The following is a 16,519-nucleotide window of genomic DNA, read 5'->3' as shown; positions in this document are numbered from 1 at the left end:
GGAAACGACCCGGCGGGGGAGTCAGGACTGCTGCGAATCCTCAGTGGCGATGTCGACCATCCAACTGATGCCGTACCGGTCGACGCACGCCCCGAACTCGTCACCCCACATCTGCTTCTCCAGCGGCACCGTCACCGTCGCCGACTCCGAGAGCCGCTCCCAGTACCGGTGCAGCTCCGCGGCGTCCTCGACCTCCCCGCTGATACTGATCGAGATGTTCTGCCCCGGCGTGTACTCCATGCCCGGCGCCGTGTCGGCGCCCATGAGCGTGAACCCGGCCCTGGTCCGCAGACCGGCGTGCATGATCTTGTCCTTGGCCGGACCCTGGTCGCCCATCTCGCCGTACGTGTTGAGCGTCAACTCACCGCCCAGCGCATCGCGGTAGAACTCCATCGCCTCCCGCGCGTTCCCGTCGAAGGTCAGATACGGGTTGAGAACCGACGCCATCGCATGCTCCTTACATGAGGATCGGTGTACCTACCAGGCCATCGTGGCAGCGACCGGCGCCACCGGCAGCCGAACGGCGCAAGACGCCCGCCGGGGGAGCGGCATCGAACGATCCGATCGGACTCGGCGCACACCGGAGGAGCCGTGACGGCCCGGCGGCCATGAGACGGTGTTCAGGACGCGGCCGAGCCCTCACCCCGGCTCATCGCATACGCCGCCTGGGGCGCCCCGAACTCGACGAAGCCGTCGAACCGGTCCATGCCGACCGTCTCGAGCAGACGGCGGGAGCGGGTGTTGGCTTCCTGAGTGACCGCGATGATGCTCGGGTCCTCCGAACGTCGGCAACGACGCTGAAGACGCAGGGCTGGCGGGTGTAGCCCTGCTCGTAAGCAGTGAGGCGTTCGCCTTCGACCGGCCCGCCCAGGAAGCGGCGGACACCGGGGTCGGTCCAGAGTGCCCGGTAGACCTCGATGTCGTCTTCGTGCGCCGGGCGAAGGGTGAGCCGGGCGGTGGTGATCGTGGCCGGCCAGTTCGGAACCGCAGAGAGTGATGACATGCCGGCCAAGCTATCCGGCCCCTCACCGAGCCCGTCGCCGAGGCCCGCCCACCGGTCAACGCCGGGCGCACCCGCCGCAGCTGCGACCCAGGCGCCGACCTCGCCGAAGACCGGACACCGGCGGCCGCGCGGCCCGCGCATCGGCGACGGCGGCCGATCTCGACACTCGCGGGACGCGGGACCCCCGTGGGCAGGGCTCTCCAGTATATAACTTGCGGGAACGGCTCTTCTCGTGAGTTATATGTCGGGTCGGGACACGCTTGTTTTTATAGTTTTTGTTTTTAAAAAACGGAAATTAATAATGCTAGGGTATGGCATGACGAAAACACCGCCAACGAAGACGGCCACCTTGTGCAAGCGCTGCGGCAAGCCCATCCCGCAGGCCGGCGGGCGCGGGCGGCCGCGCCTGTACTGCGCCGAGGGCGACTGCGCCACTCAGGCCAAACGGCAGCGGGAACTGCGCCGCTCCACCCCCGGTCTCGAAGGCGCCCTGGCGCGGGCCGAGGAACTCTACGAGCAGATCGAGCAGTCCATGGCCGGCGCGCTCGCACCCCTGGCCGAGGCGCTGCGCGCCGAAACCGACCCGGCCGAGGTCGAGGCCAGGCTCGCCGAGGTCCGATCCGAGGCCGCCGCCGCAGTCGCCGCCGCCAGAGCCGAGCGGGACGAGGCCGCCGGCCGAGCCGCCACGCTCGGCGAGGAACTCGCCGCCGCCAGAGCCGAGGCCGAGCGGGGCGCCGAGACCGCTCGGGCGGCCCAGGAGCGCGCGAACGCGGCGGTCGAGGCGCGCCTGGAGGCCCGCAAAGCAGCCGAGGACGCCGACGCGGCGGCCGCGGCGGCGCAGGAAGCGGCCCGAGCGGCGGTGGCGGGCCGGCAGGCGGCACTGGCCGACGCCGAGGCCGCGCAGGGCGAGGCCGATGCGGCCCGGGCCGAGCGGGACCGGGCACTCGATGCGCAGGCCGCGGCCGAGGCCGTTGCCGTTCGGGCGAGCGGCGAGGCCGATGCGGCGCGTTCCAGGGCCGATGAGGTCGCCGCCGAAACCGCTGCCGCGGTCCGGGCCGCCGAGGAGGCGCTGGAGCGGGCCGATGTGCGGGCCGCGGGCCTGATGCGTGAGCGCGATGCCGAGCGCGGTCGCGTCGAGGCGCTCGTGGCAGAGGTGGCCGTCGCCAGGCGTGACGCCGAGCGGTCGGGCGAGGAGGCCGCCGCCGCGCGAGAGGCGTTGGAGCGCAAGGCCGGTGAGGCCGAGTCGCTGCGGGCCGACAAGCGGGTGCTGGCCGCGCGCCTGGAGGCCGCTGAGGCAGAGCGCGCCGAGGCGCTGGGCGGGGTGGAGGCGTGGCGTGGGCGGGCGCTGGCCGCCGAGGCCCGCCTGGAGCGCGGCCGTGGCGAAGCGCCGGCGTAGTTCTGCGGCGGACCGTGACGTCGTCTGAGGAGGTGAGACCCATGAACGCTGTATCGATGTGGCTACTCCCCCTTCGCGTCACGGTCGGGCGTGTGACGTAGGTGTCGCCGGGAGTGCCTGTTCCGCTGGTGCGGTGAGCCCGCCGTCTGATGGGGCGGGCCCCGCGCCGGTCGGGGGGTGCGGGGCCCGCGTTGATGGGGGTTTCAGTCGGCGGTGCAGGTGACCGCTGGTGTGGCGGGGGTGCCGGAGCCGACGAAGCCCCAGGCTTGGAGGGTCTGGCCGGCGGTGATGTGGGCGTTCCAGCCCATGTCGGTGGCGTTGACGGTGGTGCCTGTGGTGGTCACTTCGGCGTTCCAGTGGCTGGCCAGGCTTTGGCCGCCGGGCCAGGTCCAGGTGAGCGTCCAGCCGTTGACGTCGGTGTCCGGGGCGGTGATGCTGACGTTGCCTTGCCAGCCTGAGCTCCATTGGCTGACGGTCGCGATCTGGGCGGTGCAGCCTTGGTCGGTCGGGGGCCGGTCGGGGTCGCCGGGGTCTTCGGTGCGCGGGGGGATGTCCTGTGTGAACACCGCTTGGATCCGGGCGCGGTCTTGTTCGAGTTCGGCGGGGGTGATCAGGTTCGACTGGGCCAGTGGTGCGGAGAGTTCGTCGAGGGCGGTCTGGGCGAGGCCGGAGTCGTACAGTTCGGTTTTGAGCTGGTGGAAGGTCTGCTCGTACAGGTCGCGGAATGCCGGTACGGCCAGGGCGCGTTCGACGCAGGGGCAGCCCCAGGTGGTGCGTTGGGCGGCTTCGAGGTCGCTGTGGGGGGTCGTCTCCCCCGGCTCGGCGGTGCCGGGTCGGGGCGGTTCGGGGAAGACGCCGAAGGCGAGGTTGTGGTCCCAGGGGACGATGGTCATCCGTCCGGTGGAGGGGGTCCAGCGGAAGTAGCCGTTCTGGCCGGGGCCGTCGATGTCGTCCCAGTTGAGGATGAGGTCTTCGACGGCGAGGTATGCGGCGAAGGCGTCGGTGTCGATTCTGGTGTCGAGTTCGGCGGCGAACTGGGCGTCGGTGGCGTTGTTCATCCAGTCGAGGAAGTCGAACAGGGGCTGCCAGTTGTCTTCGTCGCCGCCTTTGGGTTCCCAGGCGCCGTCGTAGGCTTCGGGGTCGTCGCCGAGGTAGGAGAAGTCGACGTCCCATTGTTTCTTGTAGAGGGTGCCGCCGTCTTCGGTGCCGTCGGGGGCGGGGAATTGCTCGTGGTCGAAGGTCTTGTCGGGTTCTTGGACGACCAGTCGCAGTTCGGCGGTGTCGCCGTTGACGCTGAATGCGGTGGGGAAGCTTTTGGTGGTGGCAAGGCCGGCTTGTTCGAGCAGGCGCAGGGAGAGGGCTTCGTTGAGTGAGGAGGCGGTGTAGTTGGAGCGGACGGCGAAGCGCTGGTAGCCGTCGAAGTCCTGTTCGACGTATTTGTCGAGGCGGATGAGCCATGGGAGGGTGGTGGGCGCGGTGTCGGGGGTGATGCCGAACAGGCTCGATTGGCCTTTGAGTTTGACGCCGGATCGGGGGAAGGTCCGGCCGTCGATGGTGACGTCGGCTTCGATCCAGTGCTTCTCGCCGGTGTCGATGTATTCCCGGACCATGGTGGTGTAGGTGTCGGGGTCGACGGTGAATTGCACGTCGTGGATGGTGGTGGTGTCCCACAGGCCGGTCTGTTGCGGGGTGGTCTCGTCGGCTCGGGCGGTGGTGGTCGCGGCGAGTCCTGCGGCGAGGGTGAGGGCGGTGGCGATGGCCGCGAGGGTTCGTCTGGTGGGTCGCATGTGTGGTGCCTCCGTGGCGGGGGAAGGGGGTTCGGTGCTTTGTGAATGGTCGGTACCGTAGCAGCGGGTGCTATGGAAACCCTATGGAAACGTTTGCTTTCTCATAGGGTCCGCATAGTGTGCTCATTCGATTCTCATAGGTTCTGGCCTTATAACTCGATGCATGGACGAATTCGGATTGACGGGTCTGGTCGCCGATCTGCTGCTCATCAGCGCGCTGGTGTTCGGGGTCTACTACCGCCGCCATCGGCGGCGGCACATGGTGGTCCCCTATGTGGGTTTGAATGTGGGCGTGTACGCGGTGGTGACGGCGTTGCTGGGCGCCGATGTCGGCATGGGAGTGGGGATCGGGCTGTTCGGGGTCTTGTCGATCATCCGGTTGCGGTCTGCCGAGATCAGCCATGGCGATGTGTGCTATTACTTCTCGTCGCTGGCGATCGGTCTGGTGTGCGGTATGACGCTCGCTTCGCCGTGGACGGGGCCGCTGCTGGGTCTGCTCGTGGTGGTGGTGATGGCGGTGATCGATCAGCCGTTCCTGCATCGGCGGTGGCGCCATGAGCGGGTGGTGCTGGAGCGGGTGTTCCATTCGCGCACCGAGTTGGAGGCGCGGCTGTTCGAGCTGCTCGACGCGGAGGCGATCGTGCGGATCGAGACGGTGGAGACCGATCTGGTGCGCGATTCGCAGACCGTGGAGGTCACCTACCGGGTGGCGGCCGCTTCGGTGCGGGCGCCGGTGCTGGCGCGGTGAGCGCGTCGGTGCACCGGTGGCTGCCGGCGGTCGGGCTCGGTGAGCTGCTGGAGGCCGCCGAGCTTCAGGTGCGGGTGGATCGCAAGTACCTGGTCGCTCGGGACGATCTGGGTGGGCTGCTGGAGGATCCGGGCGGTGAGTTGGCGGTGCTGGAGATCGACCGGTGTCGGCGTTTCGCCTATGAGTCGGTGTATTTCGACACGCCGCAGTTGCCGAGTTTTCTGGGGACGGCGCGGTCGCGGCGGCGGCGGTTCAAGGTTCGCACGCGCACGTATCTGGATTCGGGTGCGTGCATGCTGGAGATCAAGACGCGGTCCGGTGCGGTGACGGTCAAGCGCCGGTTCGGTTACGCGTTCGATGACCGGTGGCGGCTCAGTGCCGAGGGGCTGGTGTGGATCGAGGGGGCCGGTGAGGTGCCGGTGCCCGCCGTGGAGCTCGGGCCGGTGCTGGTGACGCGTTATATGCGTGTCACGGTGCTGCACCGGCCGAGCGGGGCGCGGTTGACCTGTGACACCGGTCTGCGGTTCGCCGATTTCGAGGGCCGTGCGGGGGCGTTGCGTCCGGATCTGGCGGTGGTCGAGGTCAAGAGTCCGCGCGGTTCGGGGCCGTTGGATCGGCGTCTGTGGGCGGCGGGGTATCGGCCGTGCGCGATGAGCAAGTACGGCACGGGCATGGCCTTGCTGCGTCCGGGTCTGCCGGCGAACAAGTGGAATCGGACGCTGCGTCGGCATTTCGGTTGGGAGCCGGGTCCGCTCATTCGGGTTTGAGGACGTAGCCGACGCCGCGGACGGTGTGGATCAGGGGTGCTTCGTGGTGGCCGATCTTGCGGCGCAGGTAGGAGATGTAGAGCTCGACGATGCTGGCCCGGCCGCGGAAGTCGTAGCTCCAGACCTGGTGGAGGATCTGGCTTTTGCTCAGGACGCGGCGGGGGTTGCGCATGAGGTAGCGCAGGAGGCGGAACTCGGTGTCGGTCAGGTCGATGGACACTCCCCTGCGGCTGACTTCGCGGGCCTCCTCGTCGAGTTCGAGGTCGCCGACGACGAGGCGGGGCGGGGCGGTCTGGGGTGGGGCGGTGCTGCGTCGCAGGAGGCTTTTGAGGCGCAGCATGACCTCTTCGAGGTTGAACGGTTTGGCGACGTAGTCGTCGGCGCCTGCGGCGAGGCATCCGATGCGTCTTCGGGTGCCGTCTTCGTCGGCGAGGACCAGGACGGGGGTTCGGGGGAACTCCGATCGGATCCGGCCGAGCAGGACCATGCCGTCGATGTCGGGCATGGCCAGTTCGGTGACGAGCAGGTCGGGGCGCTGTGCCCGGAGGTGGGCCAGTGCGGTCGCGCCGTCGCCTGCGGGGATGGTGCGCCAGCCTTCGAGTCGGCATGCCAGGTTGATCAGTCCTCGGACGTTGGGGTCCGGGTCGGCTGTGAGGATCCTAGTGAGGGTGGAGTCAGAGCCGCTCAGCCATGGTTTCTTCAGGTTGAACTCCACGTGAACATTTTAAACCCGACATTCCATATATATCTACACCCTTCTATGTCAAGTTGTGCGCTCGTCGCCCGCCTGCTCGCGGCGGTCGGTCGATCGGGCCTTGACGTGGATCTTCTCCCCCTGCGGGCCGAAGATGCTGATGAACTCGGCCGGTTCGGGCCCGGGGTTGACGAAGCCGTGCGGCACGCGCGTGTCGAACTCGACGGCCTCGCCGGGGCCGATGAGGAAGTCGTGCGGGCCCAGGGCCAGGCGCAGCCGTCCTGAGAGCATGTAGATCCACTCGTAGCCTTCGTGGGCGCGCTGCTCGATGCGCTGGGGCACGTCGTGGTCGGGCGGGCGGATCTGCTTGTAGGCCTGGAGGCCGCCCAGGTGGCGGGTGAGCGGGACGAAGGTCTGGCCCGAGCGGCTGAACGGCCGCAGGTGGACGCGCGGATCGCCGGTGGTCGGCGCGCCGACCAGGTCGTCGAGCTGCACGCCGTGGGCCTTGGCCAGGGGCAGCAGCAGCTCCAGGGTGGGTTTGCGCTGCCCCGACTCGAGCCGCGAGAGCGTGCTCAGGGAGATCCCGGTGCGCTCGGCCAGTTGCGTCAGGGTGGTCCCCCGCCGGCGGCGCAGGTCTTTGAGGCGCGGTCCGACGCCGGTGAGGACGTCGGCGAAGTCGTCGTGTGCCATCCTCCAATTATTGCCATATCGGCAAGATAGTTGCCACCGGCGTCGGCGGGAGTCCATGATCGTGGTGCATCGATTGAGGAGGAACCATGCAACAGACCGACATGCACTACGAGGTCGTGGTCGTCGGCGGCGGCGCCGCCGGGCTGAGCGGCGCGGTCGTGCTCGCGCGGGCCAGGCGGCGCGTCCTGGTGATCGACGCCGGGCGTCCCCGCAACGCCAGGGCCGAGGGCGTCCACTCCTACCTGACCCGTGACGGCATGCCCCCCGGCGAGCTCGTCGCGGTCGGCCGCGAGGAGGTGCGCGGCTACGGCGGTGCGATCCGCGACGGCGAGGTCGTCCGCATCGGACGCGACGGCGAGGTCTTCACCGTGGCCCTCGCCGACGGGACGCGGGTGAGCGCCGACCGGCTCCTGGTCACCACCGGGCTGGTCGACGAGCTGCCGCCGGTGCCCGGTCTGGCCGAGCGGTTCGGCCGCGACGCCCTGCACTGCCCGTACTGCCACGGCTGGGAGGTCCGCGGCGAGCCGATCGCGGTCCTGGCGACCGGTCCGATGGCCGTTCACCAGGCGCTGCTGTGGCGGCAGTGGAGCGAGACGGTGACCGTCCTGCGCCACACCGCGGCGCCGTTCGGCGCCGAGGACGCCGAGCGGCTGGCCGCGCGCGGCATCGCCGTCGTCGACGGCGAGGTGGCCGCCCTCGACGTCGAGGACGACCGGCTCGTCGGCGTCGCCTTGGCCGACGGCTCGATGGTGGCGTGCCGGGCCCTGGCCGTGGCTCCCACGTTCACCGCCGCCGGCGCCGTCCTGGCCGACCTGGGGCTGAAGCCGACCGAGATGACGCGCGAAGGCCACGTGATCGGCACCTACATCGAGTCCGACCAGACCGGCGCCACGCCGGTGCCGGGTGTGTGGGTGGCCGGGAACGTGGCGAACCCGATGGCGCAGGTCGTCGGCGCGGCCGAGTCGGGCGTGCGGGCCGCGGCGATGATCAACTTCGACCTGATCGAGGCCGAGACCGACCGGGCCGTCGCCGAGCGCCGCCGGGCCCTGGCGCCCTGAGGCGCCGTCGGCGCTCACAGCTCGGCCGGCTCGGCGGTGAAGAGGCGCACCTCGGCGGGTCTGGCCCGCCACCGGTCGAGCAGCGCGTCGGCCTCGAGGTGATGGGGCGCCTCCAGGTGGGCCCGGACGCTGTCCATGTCGGTCCACTGCTCGACGCAGGTGAACCGGTCGGCATCGGCCAGGTCGACCGAGCAGTCGTACCGCAGGCACCCCGCGTCCCGCTCGAGCGTCGCGGCCTGCAACCGCCGCAGCGCCCGGGCGAACGAGGCGCGGTGCTCGGGGCGGCTGTAGAGGGAGACGTGGACGACGATCATGCCGCAACGCTACGCCCGGGCCGTCGTTTTCCGCTTGCCCGGTGCGGGCGGGGCGTCTAGGGTGCGGCCCTGTGACTGCGAATCCAGAGCCGACCCGATACGGCCATCTCGACTTCAACTCCCCCATCGCGCCCTGGCGCGCCGACCGCCTGGTGTCGGCCCTGGCCTCGGCGCGGCCGGCGACGATCGTCGACATCGGATGCGGCTGGGGCGAACTGCTCCTGCGCCTGGCCGAGGCCGCCCCGCTCGCGCGGGCCACCGGCGTCGACGCCGACGCCGAACTGCTCGACCGCGCCCGCGCCGCCGCGAAGCGGCGCGGGCTGGACGGCCGGGTGTCGTTCGTCGAACACCAGGGGCGGGCGTGGACCGAGTCGGCCGAGGCGGTGGTGTGCATCGGCGCCTCCCATGTCTTCGGCGACGCCCCGCAGGCGCTGCGCGAGCTCTACCGGCTCGTCGAGCCCGGCGGGCGCCTCGTCTTCGGCGACGGGTACTGGGAGCGGGTGCCCACCGCGGCGCAGCTGGAGCGGATGTGGCCGGGCACGAGCGTCGAGGAGATGCTGGAACTGCCCGAGCTGGTCGACGCCGCGATCGCGGCCGGGTTCCGTCCGCTGCGCGTCGAAGCGGTCGAGCAGTCCGAATGGGACGACTTCGAGTCCGGTTACCTGGCCGACTGGGAGACGTGGCTCCTCGCCCACCCCGCATCGCCCGATGCCGACCGGATCCGCCGCCGGGCCGATGAGCACCGCGGCCGGTGGCTGCGCGGGCACCGGCGCCTGCTCGGCTTCGCCTACCTGACGCTGGGCCGCCCCGTCGACTAGCGTCCCCGGCCGGCCGGCGCTCCGAGACGCTGCTCGAGCTCATCGAGGTCGGCCACGAACCACAGGCGCCGGCCCCGGTTCGCCTCGCCCACCCACGAGCGCACGGCCTCGCTGCCGCCGCTGTAGGGCGCGATGTCGCCGACGACGGCCAGCCCGAGATGGTATTGGACGCATTTCTGCGTCAGCTCGCCGGCGACGCCCGAGCGCAGGTCGAAGAAGTCGGGGCCGAGCCGCTGGTGGGTGGCGGCGATCCACGTGGCCTCGTGTCCGAAGGCGGCGCCGATGAGCTCCAGCGGATCCTCACCGGGCGTCCCGTCGGCGAACAGGACAGGTGTCTGGCTCAAGTGGATCAACTGCTCGGTCACGGCGGTCCTTCCGGTCTGGCGGGCCGACCGCTTCGGCCCGGTCCTCCAGTGTCGGCGCCGGGCCCGGCGGCTTCAAGCCGTTTTCAGGCGCGGCGCTCCCGCCAGGCCGCGACGGCCTGCTCGACGTCGATGGGCCCGAAGTTGAGCGGGGGCCCCTCGGGCGGGCCGATGAGGGCTGTTCGGATGCGGGCGTTGAGCTCGGCCAGGAAGTCCCGGACGGCGGCCTCTCCGTCGAGGGCGTCGAGCGCTTCGGCCAGGCCGTCGACTTCCTTGCGGAGCCGGATCGACAGCGGCAGGGCCTCATCGCCGATCTGCTCGCGGGCGGCCTGCTGGCGCAGCCACCAGTCCTCGCCGGCCGGGCGGTCCAGGCCCGGGATCGGTTTGCCCGCCCCTGGCAGGTCGGCGAACTCGCCGCGCGCCTCCGCTTCGCGGATGGCCCGCTCGACGCCGCGGATCTGCCTGTCGCTCATGGCCGCCTCCCTTGTGTCCGCCACCCATGCTAGCCGGTTCAGGCGGCCCGGACGACGATGGCGACGGCGGCGAACTGGGTGGCGTAGGCGGCCAGCGTGAAGGCGTGGAAGACCTCGTGGAAGCCGAACCAGCCCGGCGCCGGGTCGGGGCGTTTGCGGGCGTAGACCAGGCCCCCGGCGGTGTAGAGCAGGCCTCCGGCGACGATGAGGACCGTCGCCGGCCAGCCCGCTCCCGCGCTCAGCTGCGGCAGCACGGCCAGGGCGATCCAGCCCAGGGCGATGTACAGGCCCGTGTAGAGCCAGCGGGGCGCCGAGAGCCACAGGGTGCGGAAGGCGATCCCGGCCGCGGCGCCGACCCAGACGGCGAGGAGGATCGCGGTGCGGGCCGCGCCTTCGAGCGCGAGGGCGGCCACCGGCGTGTACGTGCCGGCGATGATGAGGTAGATGCCCGCGTGGTCGGCCCGCTTGAGCCGGGCCGTGGCGATCGGGCCCAGGTTGGTGCGGTGGTACAGGGCCGAGACGCCGAACAGGGTCGCCGAGGCGGCGACGTAGACCGCCGAGGTCAGGCGCGCGGTCTGGGTGGGGCCGGTGGCGACCAGGACGAGGCCGGCGAGGATCGCCGCCGGGAAGGCGGCCAGGTGCAGCCAGCCGCGCAGCCGCGGCTTGACCGCCGCTGCCGGTCGCTGGTCCAGGGCGGTGTCCATGCCACGACGATACGCGCCGACGTTACCGGCCGGTAGTGCCTGTAGGTCCACTCGCGGCGGTGGGCCTAGGCCCCCGGGGCGGTGTCAGCGCCTGGCCGTAGCGGCGAATACGCTTCCGCTTCGATGCGAGGCGACGGTGCGGCCGCGAGGGTGGAGGCATGAATCTCTCACGTCGCATGTACCGGTTCGTGATCATCGTCCACGTGGCCGCCTCGGTGGCCTGGCTGGGCCTGAGCCTGGCGCTGCTCGTCCTGGGCTTGACGGTCATGTCCGCCGGCGAGGCCGGCGTCCAGTTCGCCTCGGCCACGGCCATGTCGATCCTCGCCTCCACCATCGCCGTCCCGATCGGCGCGACCGCGCTCGTCTCGGGCCTGGTCTTGGCGCTGGGCACGCGCTGGAGCCTGCGCTACCGGTGGGTCCTGGTCAAGCTCATCGCCACCTGCGCGACCTTCACGCTCACGCTCGTGCTGCTGCGCCCGAGCCTGGCGGCCCTGGCCGCCGAGGTCGACCCGGCGCGGCTCATCGCCGTCGACCAGGGCGTCATCATGGGCCCGATCGTGTCCTCGACGGTCTACATCACGGCGATCGCCCTGTCCTACGTCAAGCCGTGGGGAGCGGCCGGGAAGCCCCGGCGCCGCCCGGTCGAGCGCCGAGCGGCACGGCCCGAGGCGAGGCGGCCAGAGCCTGCTCGTAGTAGCCGATGATCGCATCGCCCTCGGCCTCCCAGGTGCGGCCCAGCACCTTCAAGCGGCCCCTGCGGCCCCACTCGCGCAGCAGGGGCCGCTGGACGGCCAGGGCCGCGACCAGGCGCGCCAGGCCCCGCTCGTCGCCGGGAGCGAAATGAGCGCCGTCGACGCCGGGGTCGACCAGCTCGGCCGCGCCTCCGGCGTCGACGCACACCACGCCGACGCCGGAGGCGTGGGCCTCCTGCACGGTCTGCCCGAACGTCTCGAACGGCCCGGTGTGGACGAACAGGTCCAGTGAGGCGTACAGGCGCGAGAGGTCCTCGCCGTGGAGGCTTCCCAGGAACGCCGCGCGCGGCATGAGCCGCTCGAGCGAGCGGCGGCGGGGCCCGTCGCCGACGACGACCACCCGCACCCCGGGCAGTTCACTGGTCGCCCGCAGCAGGTGGAGGTGCTTCTCGCGGGCCAGGCGGCCGACGTAGCCGACCAGGAGCGCCCCGTCGGGCGCGAGCGTGTCGTGGAGGGCGGCCTCGCGCCGGCCGGGCTCGAAGCGGTCGGTGTCGACCCCGTGCGGCAGGACCGTGACGCCGCCGATGCCCTGCTCGGCCAGGGACCGGGCGCAGCTGCGGGTGAGCGCGACGTTGACGTGGGCGCGGGCGTGGATGCGGCGCAGCCGGCGCCACACGAGCTGCTCGAACGCGGTCAGGTGGTAGGCGCGGGTGTAGGCGGGCAGGTCGGTCTGCCACACGGCGATGGCGGGCGTGCCGGTGCGTTCGGCCCAGACCGCGGCGCGGCCGGTGTAGCCGAACGGCGAGGCGAGGTGGATGACGTCGGGCCGGTGGTGCTCCAGCGCCTCGTCGAGGGCGCGGGTGGCCAGGCCGGCGCGGAAACCGCGGTAGGCCGGGACGGGCAGCGAGGGCACGCGCACGACCGGCCAGGGGAAGTGCGGGCGCGGCCCCGGGCCGGGGGCGGGGGCGATGACGACGGGCTCGAGTCCGCGGGCGTGGAGGTGCTCGGTGGTGCGGGCGACCGACCGGGCGACGCCGTTGACCTGCGGCGGGAACGACTCGGTGACGAGGGCGACTTTCATGCTCGCAATGTATTGGCCCAGCTGGGCCGGTGTGCGAATGCGACATGGCGCGGGTTTGAACCGTTGCCGACACTCTCGCCGCCGCGGGGCGGTGTCACAGGTGTGCGATACGTATTGGAGGATGCACGAAGCCCGCAGAGCCTGACAGGCTCGCACGATGCCGAAGGAGCCCGCGATGTCACTGTCGAGTGCCGACATCACCCATTTGGAGTCGGTGTTGGCGCAAGGGAAGAAACCGAAGGTCATGTTCACCGAGTCGGCCGGTCAGGTCGCCGGCAAGTCCGGGAAGGTCGTCGCGCTCGACGCGGCCCGGGAGGGCGACTTCCTCCTGGTCGCGTTCGGCTCGGACGAGCTGCCGTTCTCCCCGGCCGAGCTGCGCATGCCCCAGCGCGGCGAGAGCGCCCGCGCCAAGGCGCCCCGGCAGCGCGCCGCCACCGCGGCCGCCGGCCCGCCGCCGGGGCCCGGCCTGCTGCCCGACGCACCAGACAAGCCCGCCAAGGGCGCCGAACCGTCGCCGACCGCCGAGAGGAAGACCGTGTCCCAGCCCGCCAGCGAGACCAAGCCGGAGGCCGCCCCGGCCCGCAAGAAGACCACCCGGGCCAGGGCCGCGAAGGACAAGCACCCCGAACTGACCGTCACGTTGACCTATGAGGACGGCGAGTGGGCCGTCGCGGCCGCCAAGGGCGCGCGCACGCTCGTCAAAGGCGTCCACGTCAGCCACACCGCGGCGCTGTCGATGTGCGCCGCCGCCGAATCCGCCGAAGTCAACGAGCTCGTCACCGAAGTGGTCGACCGGATCCGCTCCGAGGCCGCCGAGGAGGCCGCGGCGCTGCGCAAGCGCCTCGAAGAGGCCGAAGCGCGCCTGGCCGAGCTCGACCAGGCCACATGACGGAGCCGGGGGTCAACTGCGGGCGTGCTTGATGTAGATCATCACCGCTTCGCGGGTGGTCTTGACCCCGAGCGCCGAGCGGGCCGCGGCGATGCGCCGGTTGGCCGTCCTGAGGGACACGAACTCGGCCTCGGCCGCGGCGGCGATCGTCGACCCGGCCGCGAGCCGGTTGAGCAGCGCCCGCTGCTCCATGTCGAGTTCGAGGCCGTCGTCCGGTTCGGCCTTGCCCGGGGTCAGCCCGAGCGGGCCGACGCGGCGCAGGTCCGCGGCGAGCGCGAGCGCGATCCGGCCGCCGGCGACGGCCACGACCCCCGCGCCCCTGGCGGCGGCCAGGACCGCCTGCGAGGCGGTGTGCTCGTCGGCGACCGGGCCGTGGGCGACCAGGCGCCGCTCGGCCAGGTCCCAGGCCGGCTCCAGCAGCGCGAACCCGCGGTGGGCCTTCCACCCGGCCGCCGCGCAGCGGCGCACGATCGCATCGGCGTCGGACCCGGTGGGCACGACGTGCAACGGCAGCGCATCGCTCATGCCCCACCGCCGTGGGCGTCGAGCAGGACGGCCGCCTCGGTGCGGGTCTTGGCACCGAGTTTGCGCATCCCCGAACGGATGTGGGTCTCGACGGTCTCGGCGGTGATCCCCAGGATCTCGGCGATCCGCCGGGACGGGTGCCCCGAGGCGACATGGCGGAGCACTTCGACCTCCCGGTCGGTCAGGCCGCCGCTGCCGCGCGCCGAGCGGCGGTCGCGGCGCACGTCGTGGCGGCGCAGGGACCGGCGGGCGCGTCCGGCCAGGACCGTCAGGCCGTGCTGCTCGGCCACCTGCTCGGCCGCCTCGAGGGCGGCGATGGCCCCGGCCGTGTCGCCCGCGTGGGCGGCGAGCGCGAGCAGGCAGCGGACCTGCTCGCGCGCGGCCAGGCCGTCCCAGGCCGCCGCGGCGGTGTCGAAGGCCTCCCCGCGGGCCGAGTCCCAGGCGGTGAGCGTGGCCTCCACGGGTGCGGGCCAGGCGTCGGCCTCGGCCTCGGCCGGATCGGTGCCGGTGTCGTAGGCGATCCAGCGGCCGGTGATGTGGGCGAGGCCGCCGACCAGGCCGAAGCCGCCCTCGGGCGCTTCGGGGCCGGGCTGGCCGTCGAGCCAGGCCGTCTCGTGCTCGAGCCATTCGACCAGGCCTTCGAGCGCGGCAGGCGCATCGGCCAGGCGGACCAGGCGGGCGCGGGCGGTGCCGAGCGCGCCGGTGTCGGCCTCGGCGAGGGCGAGCGCGGCGACGATGAGGGTGTCGGCCACCGCTGGCAGGGCGTGGTCGGCCAGGGACTGCGCGGTGGCGATCAGATGGTCCAGGCCGGTGCCGGACAGGACCAGGCACCAGGCGGCGGCGGCGAGGAACCGGGTCTGCCAGGAGTAGGCGCCGGCCTCGCCGCAGCGGGCGGCCGCCTCGCGGGCGGCGGCCTCGGCCTCCAGGAGCCGGGCCGCGTCGGCCAGGGCGATGACACGGCTCCAGGCGCACCAGTTCGCGCAGGTCGCGTCACCGGCGGCGCGGGCGAGCGCCTCGGCGGCCGCGAGCGCTTCGGGATCGTCGCCGGCGAGCGCGGCGGCCAGCCCGGGATGCTCGGGCCGGTCCCCCCACCGCTCGCGCACCGCCGAGGCGAGCGCGGGCCGCTCGGCGGCGGAGGCGCACAGCAGCCGCAGCTGGTCGGCCTCGGCCCCCTCGGCGGCCCCGTCGAGGGCCGATCGGGCGGCGCCGGTCTCACCGGTCGCCAGATGGGCCCAGGCGCGGGCGAGGGCCGCGCCGGGGCCCATCTCGCCCTCGAGGGCCTCGAGGGCCGCGCCGGGTCGCCCCGCCTCGATCGCCGAGCGGGCCGCGGCGAGGCGGTGGGCCGGGTCGAGCCCGGCGGCGAGCAGGAGCGCCTCGGACCGCACCGACGGCCCGGCCCCCTCGGCGGCCTCGAGCGCCGCGGCCAGGGCCCGCTCGTCGGCGCCGGCGGCGCGGGCGTGGCGGGCCGATTCGAGACCGGTCGTGGCATCGGCCAGGTGGAGGTGCATCGCGGTCCGGGCCTCGGCGTCGAGGATGCCGGCGGCGATCTCGGCCATCCACGGGCTGGCCGGGCGCAGATGCTGGCCGTCGGCGACGGCCAGGCCCGCCTCGAGCAGCAGCTGCGCGCCGTCGCCGAGGAGGCTGGGGTGGGCCGGGCGGCCCAGCAGCCCCAGCGCGGCCAAGGCGGTGCGGCCCGGCCTGGGCAGGTCGGCGATCGCGGCCGCGGCGGCCGCGGCCGGGTCGGCGACGGCGTCGAAGTCGAGTTCGGCGTCGGGGTCGCCCGCGCGGCGGGCCAGGGCCGTCAACGCCAGTGGATTGCGGCCGCCGCGGGCGGCGAGCGCGGCGACGCGGTGCGTCGGCAGGGTCGGGGCGGCGCCGCGGATGAGCGCTTCGGCCTCGGCGTCGGTCAGGTCGGGCACCTCGATGACCGTGGCGGCCGCGAACAGGCGCTCGAGTGCCGGGGCGGGGATCCGGTTCGGGGTGCGCAGCGCCGAGGCGACCGGGAGGCGCTCGGCCAGGGCCGGAAGCACGGCGAGCGTGGCCGCGTCGCACCATTGCAGGTCGTCGATGACCAGGACGCCGCCTCTGGTGCGCGAGTAGACCGCCTCGGCCAGCAGCGGCAGGTCGCCGGCGGGCATGCGGGCGCGGGTGGCCCGCTCGAGCGCGAGCGCCGGCGAGGCCGAGAGCATCGCCAGTCCCCCGCCGGCGTGGACCGGGCGGGCCGAGGCCGCGGCGAGCCGCTCGAGCAGCCGGGTGCGCCCGCAGCCGGGTGGGCCGGTGAAGATCACCAGGCCGGTCTCGGTCAGGGCCTCGGCGGCGCGGCGCAGGGCGTCGTCTCGGCCGGCGGCGCTCGCCGGCTCGGCGGGGACGGCCCTGGGACGCAGGCCGGGGACGGGAGACGACGGGGCGGCCAAGTGTGCTCCTTACGCTCTGGCACGAATGGGGGAGGCGGCGGGGCGCCTGCGGTTTGTATCGTCGTTGTCAGTCGACGGATCGCCGACGCCTCTCATGATATTGC

The 16,519-nt window shown here is 72.7% G+C and carries 18 protein-coding genes; 7 read left to right on the top strand and 11 right to left on the bottom strand.

Annotated features, from left to right (window positions below):
- Positions 1–21 precede the first annotated feature (21 nt).
- Positions 22–447 (bottom strand): VOC family protein, encoded by a 426-nt coding sequence (locus tag YWW_RS0120990; protein ID WP_026931645.1) that lies wholly within the window; start codon positions 445–447, stop codon positions 22–24.
- A gap of 872 nt (positions 448–1,319) precedes the next feature.
- Here YWW_RS0120990 and YWW_RS32040 point away from each other — a divergent pair.
- Positions 1,320–2,399: a hypothetical protein gene (locus YWW_RS32040; protein WP_081687633.1), complete on the top strand. Its 1,080-nt coding sequence runs from the start codon at positions 1,320–1,322 to the stop codon at positions 2,397–2,399.
- A gap of 203 nt (positions 2,400–2,602) precedes the next feature.
- On the opposite strand, the gene YWW_RS0120975 is transcribed toward YWW_RS32040, so the two are convergent.
- The gene (locus YWW_RS0120975) at positions 2,603–4,186 is read right to left on the bottom strand and encodes a CotH kinase family protein (protein ID WP_026931643.1); all 1,584 of its coding nucleotides are present in this window, start codon (positions 4,184–4,186) and stop codon (positions 2,603–2,605) included.
- Positions 4,187–4,349: 163 nt separating this feature from the next.
- Here YWW_RS0120975 and YWW_RS32035 point away from each other — a divergent pair, with 163 nt between their 5' ends.
- Both YWW_RS32035 and YWW_RS0120965 read left to right on the top strand, forming a co-directional pair.
- Positions 4,350–4,934 (top strand): DUF4956 domain-containing protein, encoded by a 585-nt coding sequence (locus YWW_RS32035; RefSeq protein WP_035699688.1) that lies wholly within the window; start codon positions 4,350–4,352, stop codon positions 4,932–4,934.
- Positions 4,931–5,701, top strand: a complete 771-nt coding sequence (locus YWW_RS0120965) for a polyphosphate polymerase domain-containing protein (protein WP_026931642.1) — start codon at positions 4,931–4,933, stop codon at positions 5,699–5,701. The genes YWW_RS32035 and YWW_RS0120965 overlap by 4 nt, the downstream gene beginning before the upstream one ends.
- Here the strand turns inward: YWW_RS0120965 and YWW_RS0120960 are convergent.
- Complete coding sequence (locus YWW_RS0120960) at positions 5,688–6,416, bottom strand: response regulator transcription factor (protein ID WP_051326128.1); 729 nt, start codon at positions 6,414–6,416, stop codon at positions 5,688–5,690. The genes YWW_RS0120965 and YWW_RS0120960 overlap by 14 nt on opposite strands.
- Positions 6,417–6,464: 48 nt before the next feature.
- Complete coding sequence (locus tag YWW_RS0120955; RefSeq protein ID WP_026931640.1) at positions 6,465–7,085, bottom strand: helix-turn-helix domain-containing protein; 621 nt, start codon at positions 7,083–7,085, stop codon at positions 6,465–6,467.
- Between the two features lie 86 nt (positions 7,086–7,171).
- On the opposite strand from YWW_RS0120955, the gene YWW_RS0120950 reads away from it, so the two are divergent.
- The gene (locus YWW_RS0120950; protein ID WP_026931639.1) at positions 7,172–8,143 is read left to right on the top strand and encodes an NAD(P)/FAD-dependent oxidoreductase; all 972 of its coding nucleotides are present in this window, start codon (positions 7,172–7,174) and stop codon (positions 8,141–8,143) included.
- A gap of 14 nt (positions 8,144–8,157) precedes the next feature.
- Here YWW_RS0120950 and YWW_RS32030 read toward each other — a convergent pair whose 3' ends face one another.
- Positions 8,158–8,457: a putative quinol monooxygenase gene (locus YWW_RS32030; protein WP_051326127.1), complete on the bottom strand. Its 300-nt coding sequence runs from the start codon at positions 8,455–8,457 to the stop codon at positions 8,158–8,160.
- A 71-nt stretch (positions 8,458–8,528) separates the two neighbouring features.
- On the opposite strand from YWW_RS32030, the gene YWW_RS0120940 reads away from it, so the two are divergent.
- Positions 8,529–9,275 (top strand): class I SAM-dependent methyltransferase, encoded by a 747-nt coding sequence (locus tag YWW_RS0120940; RefSeq protein WP_026931638.1) that lies wholly within the window; start codon positions 8,529–8,531, stop codon positions 9,273–9,275.
- Here the strand turns inward: YWW_RS0120940 and YWW_RS0120935 are convergent.
- From YWW_RS0120935 to trhA, 3 genes are all read right to left on the bottom strand, one after another.
- Positions 9,272–9,640 (bottom strand): DUF4180 domain-containing protein, encoded by a 369-nt coding sequence (locus tag YWW_RS0120935; protein ID WP_026931637.1) that lies wholly within the window; start codon positions 9,638–9,640, stop codon positions 9,272–9,274. The two genes, YWW_RS0120940 and YWW_RS0120935, sit on opposite strands and share 4 nt — an antisense overlap.
- A gap of 83 nt (positions 9,641–9,723) precedes the next feature.
- Complete coding sequence (locus tag YWW_RS0120930; RefSeq protein ID WP_026931636.1) at positions 9,724–10,110, bottom strand: DnaJ family domain-containing protein; 387 nt, start codon at positions 10,108–10,110, stop codon at positions 9,724–9,726.
- Positions 10,111–10,148: 38 nt separating this feature from the next.
- Positions 10,149–10,814, bottom strand: coding sequence for a PAQR family membrane homeostasis protein TrhA (gene trhA / locus YWW_RS0120925; protein WP_035699693.1), 666 nt, complete (start codon positions 10,812–10,814; stop codon positions 10,149–10,151).
- Between the two features lie 158 nt (positions 10,815–10,972).
- Between trhA and YWW_RS32025 the strand changes: the two genes are divergently transcribed.
- Positions 10,973–11,518 (top strand): DUF2269 domain-containing protein, encoded by a 546-nt coding sequence (locus YWW_RS32025; RefSeq protein WP_155830314.1) that lies wholly within the window; start codon positions 10,973–10,975, stop codon positions 11,516–11,518.
- Here the strand turns inward: YWW_RS32025 and YWW_RS32020 are convergent.
- Complete coding sequence (locus tag YWW_RS32020; protein ID WP_051326125.1) at positions 11,415–12,587, bottom strand: glycosyltransferase; 1,173 nt, start codon at positions 12,585–12,587, stop codon at positions 11,415–11,417. The two genes, YWW_RS32025 and YWW_RS32020, sit on opposite strands and share 104 nt — an antisense overlap.
- 175 nt (positions 12,588–12,762) lie before the next feature.
- On the opposite strand from YWW_RS32020, the gene YWW_RS0120910 reads away from it, so the two are divergent.
- Positions 12,763–13,476: a DUF6319 family protein gene (locus YWW_RS0120910; RefSeq protein WP_035699694.1), complete on the top strand. Its 714-nt coding sequence runs from the start codon at positions 12,763–12,765 to the stop codon at positions 13,474–13,476.
- Positions 13,477–13,488: 12 nt separating this feature from the next.
- Here YWW_RS0120910 and YWW_RS0120905 read toward each other — a convergent pair whose 3' ends face one another.
- The gene (locus YWW_RS0120905; protein ID WP_026931633.1) at positions 13,489–14,001 is read right to left on the bottom strand and encodes a hypothetical protein; all 513 of its coding nucleotides are present in this window, start codon (positions 13,999–14,001) and stop codon (positions 13,489–13,491) included.
- Positions 13,998–16,415 carry a helix-turn-helix transcriptional regulator gene (locus YWW_RS37855; RefSeq protein WP_051326124.1) on the bottom strand — a complete coding sequence of 806 codons (2,418 nt, stop codon included), beginning with the start codon at positions 16,413–16,415 and terminating at the stop codon, positions 13,998–14,000. The genes YWW_RS0120905 and YWW_RS37855 overlap by 4 nt, the downstream gene beginning before the upstream one ends.
- Positions 16,416–16,519: the final 104 nt, after the last annotated feature.

The sequence above is a fragment of the Glycomyces tenuis DSM 44171 genome, assembly GCF_000427885.1.
GTDB lineage: Bacteria > Actinomycetota > Actinomycetes > Mycobacteriales > Micromonosporaceae > Glycomyces > Glycomyces tenuis.
The sequence above is the reverse complement of the archived record's forward strand: the minus strand, read 5'-3'. Positions and strand labels throughout refer to the sequence as shown.

Bases quoted from the DNA above. Each gene is read 5' to 3' on its own strand.
- YWW_RS0120955 (WP_026931640.1), bottom strand. From the start codon at position 7,085: ATGGCACACGACGACTTCGCCGACGTCCTCACCGGCGTCGGACCGCGC.
- YWW_RS32040 (WP_081687633.1), top strand. From the start codon at position 1,320: ATGACGAAAACACCGCCAACGAAGACGGCCACCTTGTGCAAGCGCTGC.
- YWW_RS0120930 (WP_026931636.1), bottom strand. From the start codon at position 10,110: ATGAGCGACAGGCAGATCCGCGGCGTCGAGCGGGCCATCCGCGAAGCG.
- YWW_RS32020 (WP_051326125.1), bottom strand. From the start codon at position 12,587: ATGAAAGTCGCCCTCGTCACCGAGTCGTTCCCGCCGCAGGTCAACGGC.
- YWW_RS0120910 (WP_035699694.1), top strand. From the start codon at position 12,763: ATGTCACTGTCGAGTGCCGACATCACCCATTTGGAGTCGGTGTTGGCG.
- YWW_RS32030 (WP_051326127.1), bottom strand. From the start codon at position 8,457: ATGATCGTCGTCCACGTCTCCCTCTACAGCCGCCCCGAGCACCGCGCC.
- YWW_RS0120950 (WP_026931639.1), top strand. From the start codon at position 7,172: ATGCAACAGACCGACATGCACTACGAGGTCGTGGTCGTCGGCGGCGGC.
- YWW_RS0120905 (WP_026931633.1), bottom strand. From the start codon at position 14,001: ATGAGCGATGCGCTGCCGTTGCACGTCGTGCCCACCGGGTCCGACGCC.
- trhA (WP_035699693.1), bottom strand. From the start codon at position 10,814: ATGGACACCGCCCTGGACCAGCGACCGGCAGCGGCGGTCAAGCCGCGG.
- YWW_RS0120990 (WP_026931645.1), bottom strand. From the start codon at position 447: ATGGCGTCGGTTCTCAACCCGTATCTGACCTTCGACGGGAACGCGCGG.
- YWW_RS0120975 (WP_026931643.1), bottom strand. From the start codon at position 4,186: ATGCGACCCACCAGACGAACCCTCGCGGCCATCGCCACCGCCCTCACC.
- YWW_RS32025 (WP_155830314.1), top strand. From the start codon at position 10,973: ATGAATCTCTCACGTCGCATGTACCGGTTCGTGATCATCGTCCACGTG.
- YWW_RS32035 (WP_035699688.1), top strand. From the start codon at position 4,350: ATGGACGAATTCGGATTGACGGGTCTGGTCGCCGATCTGCTGCTCATC.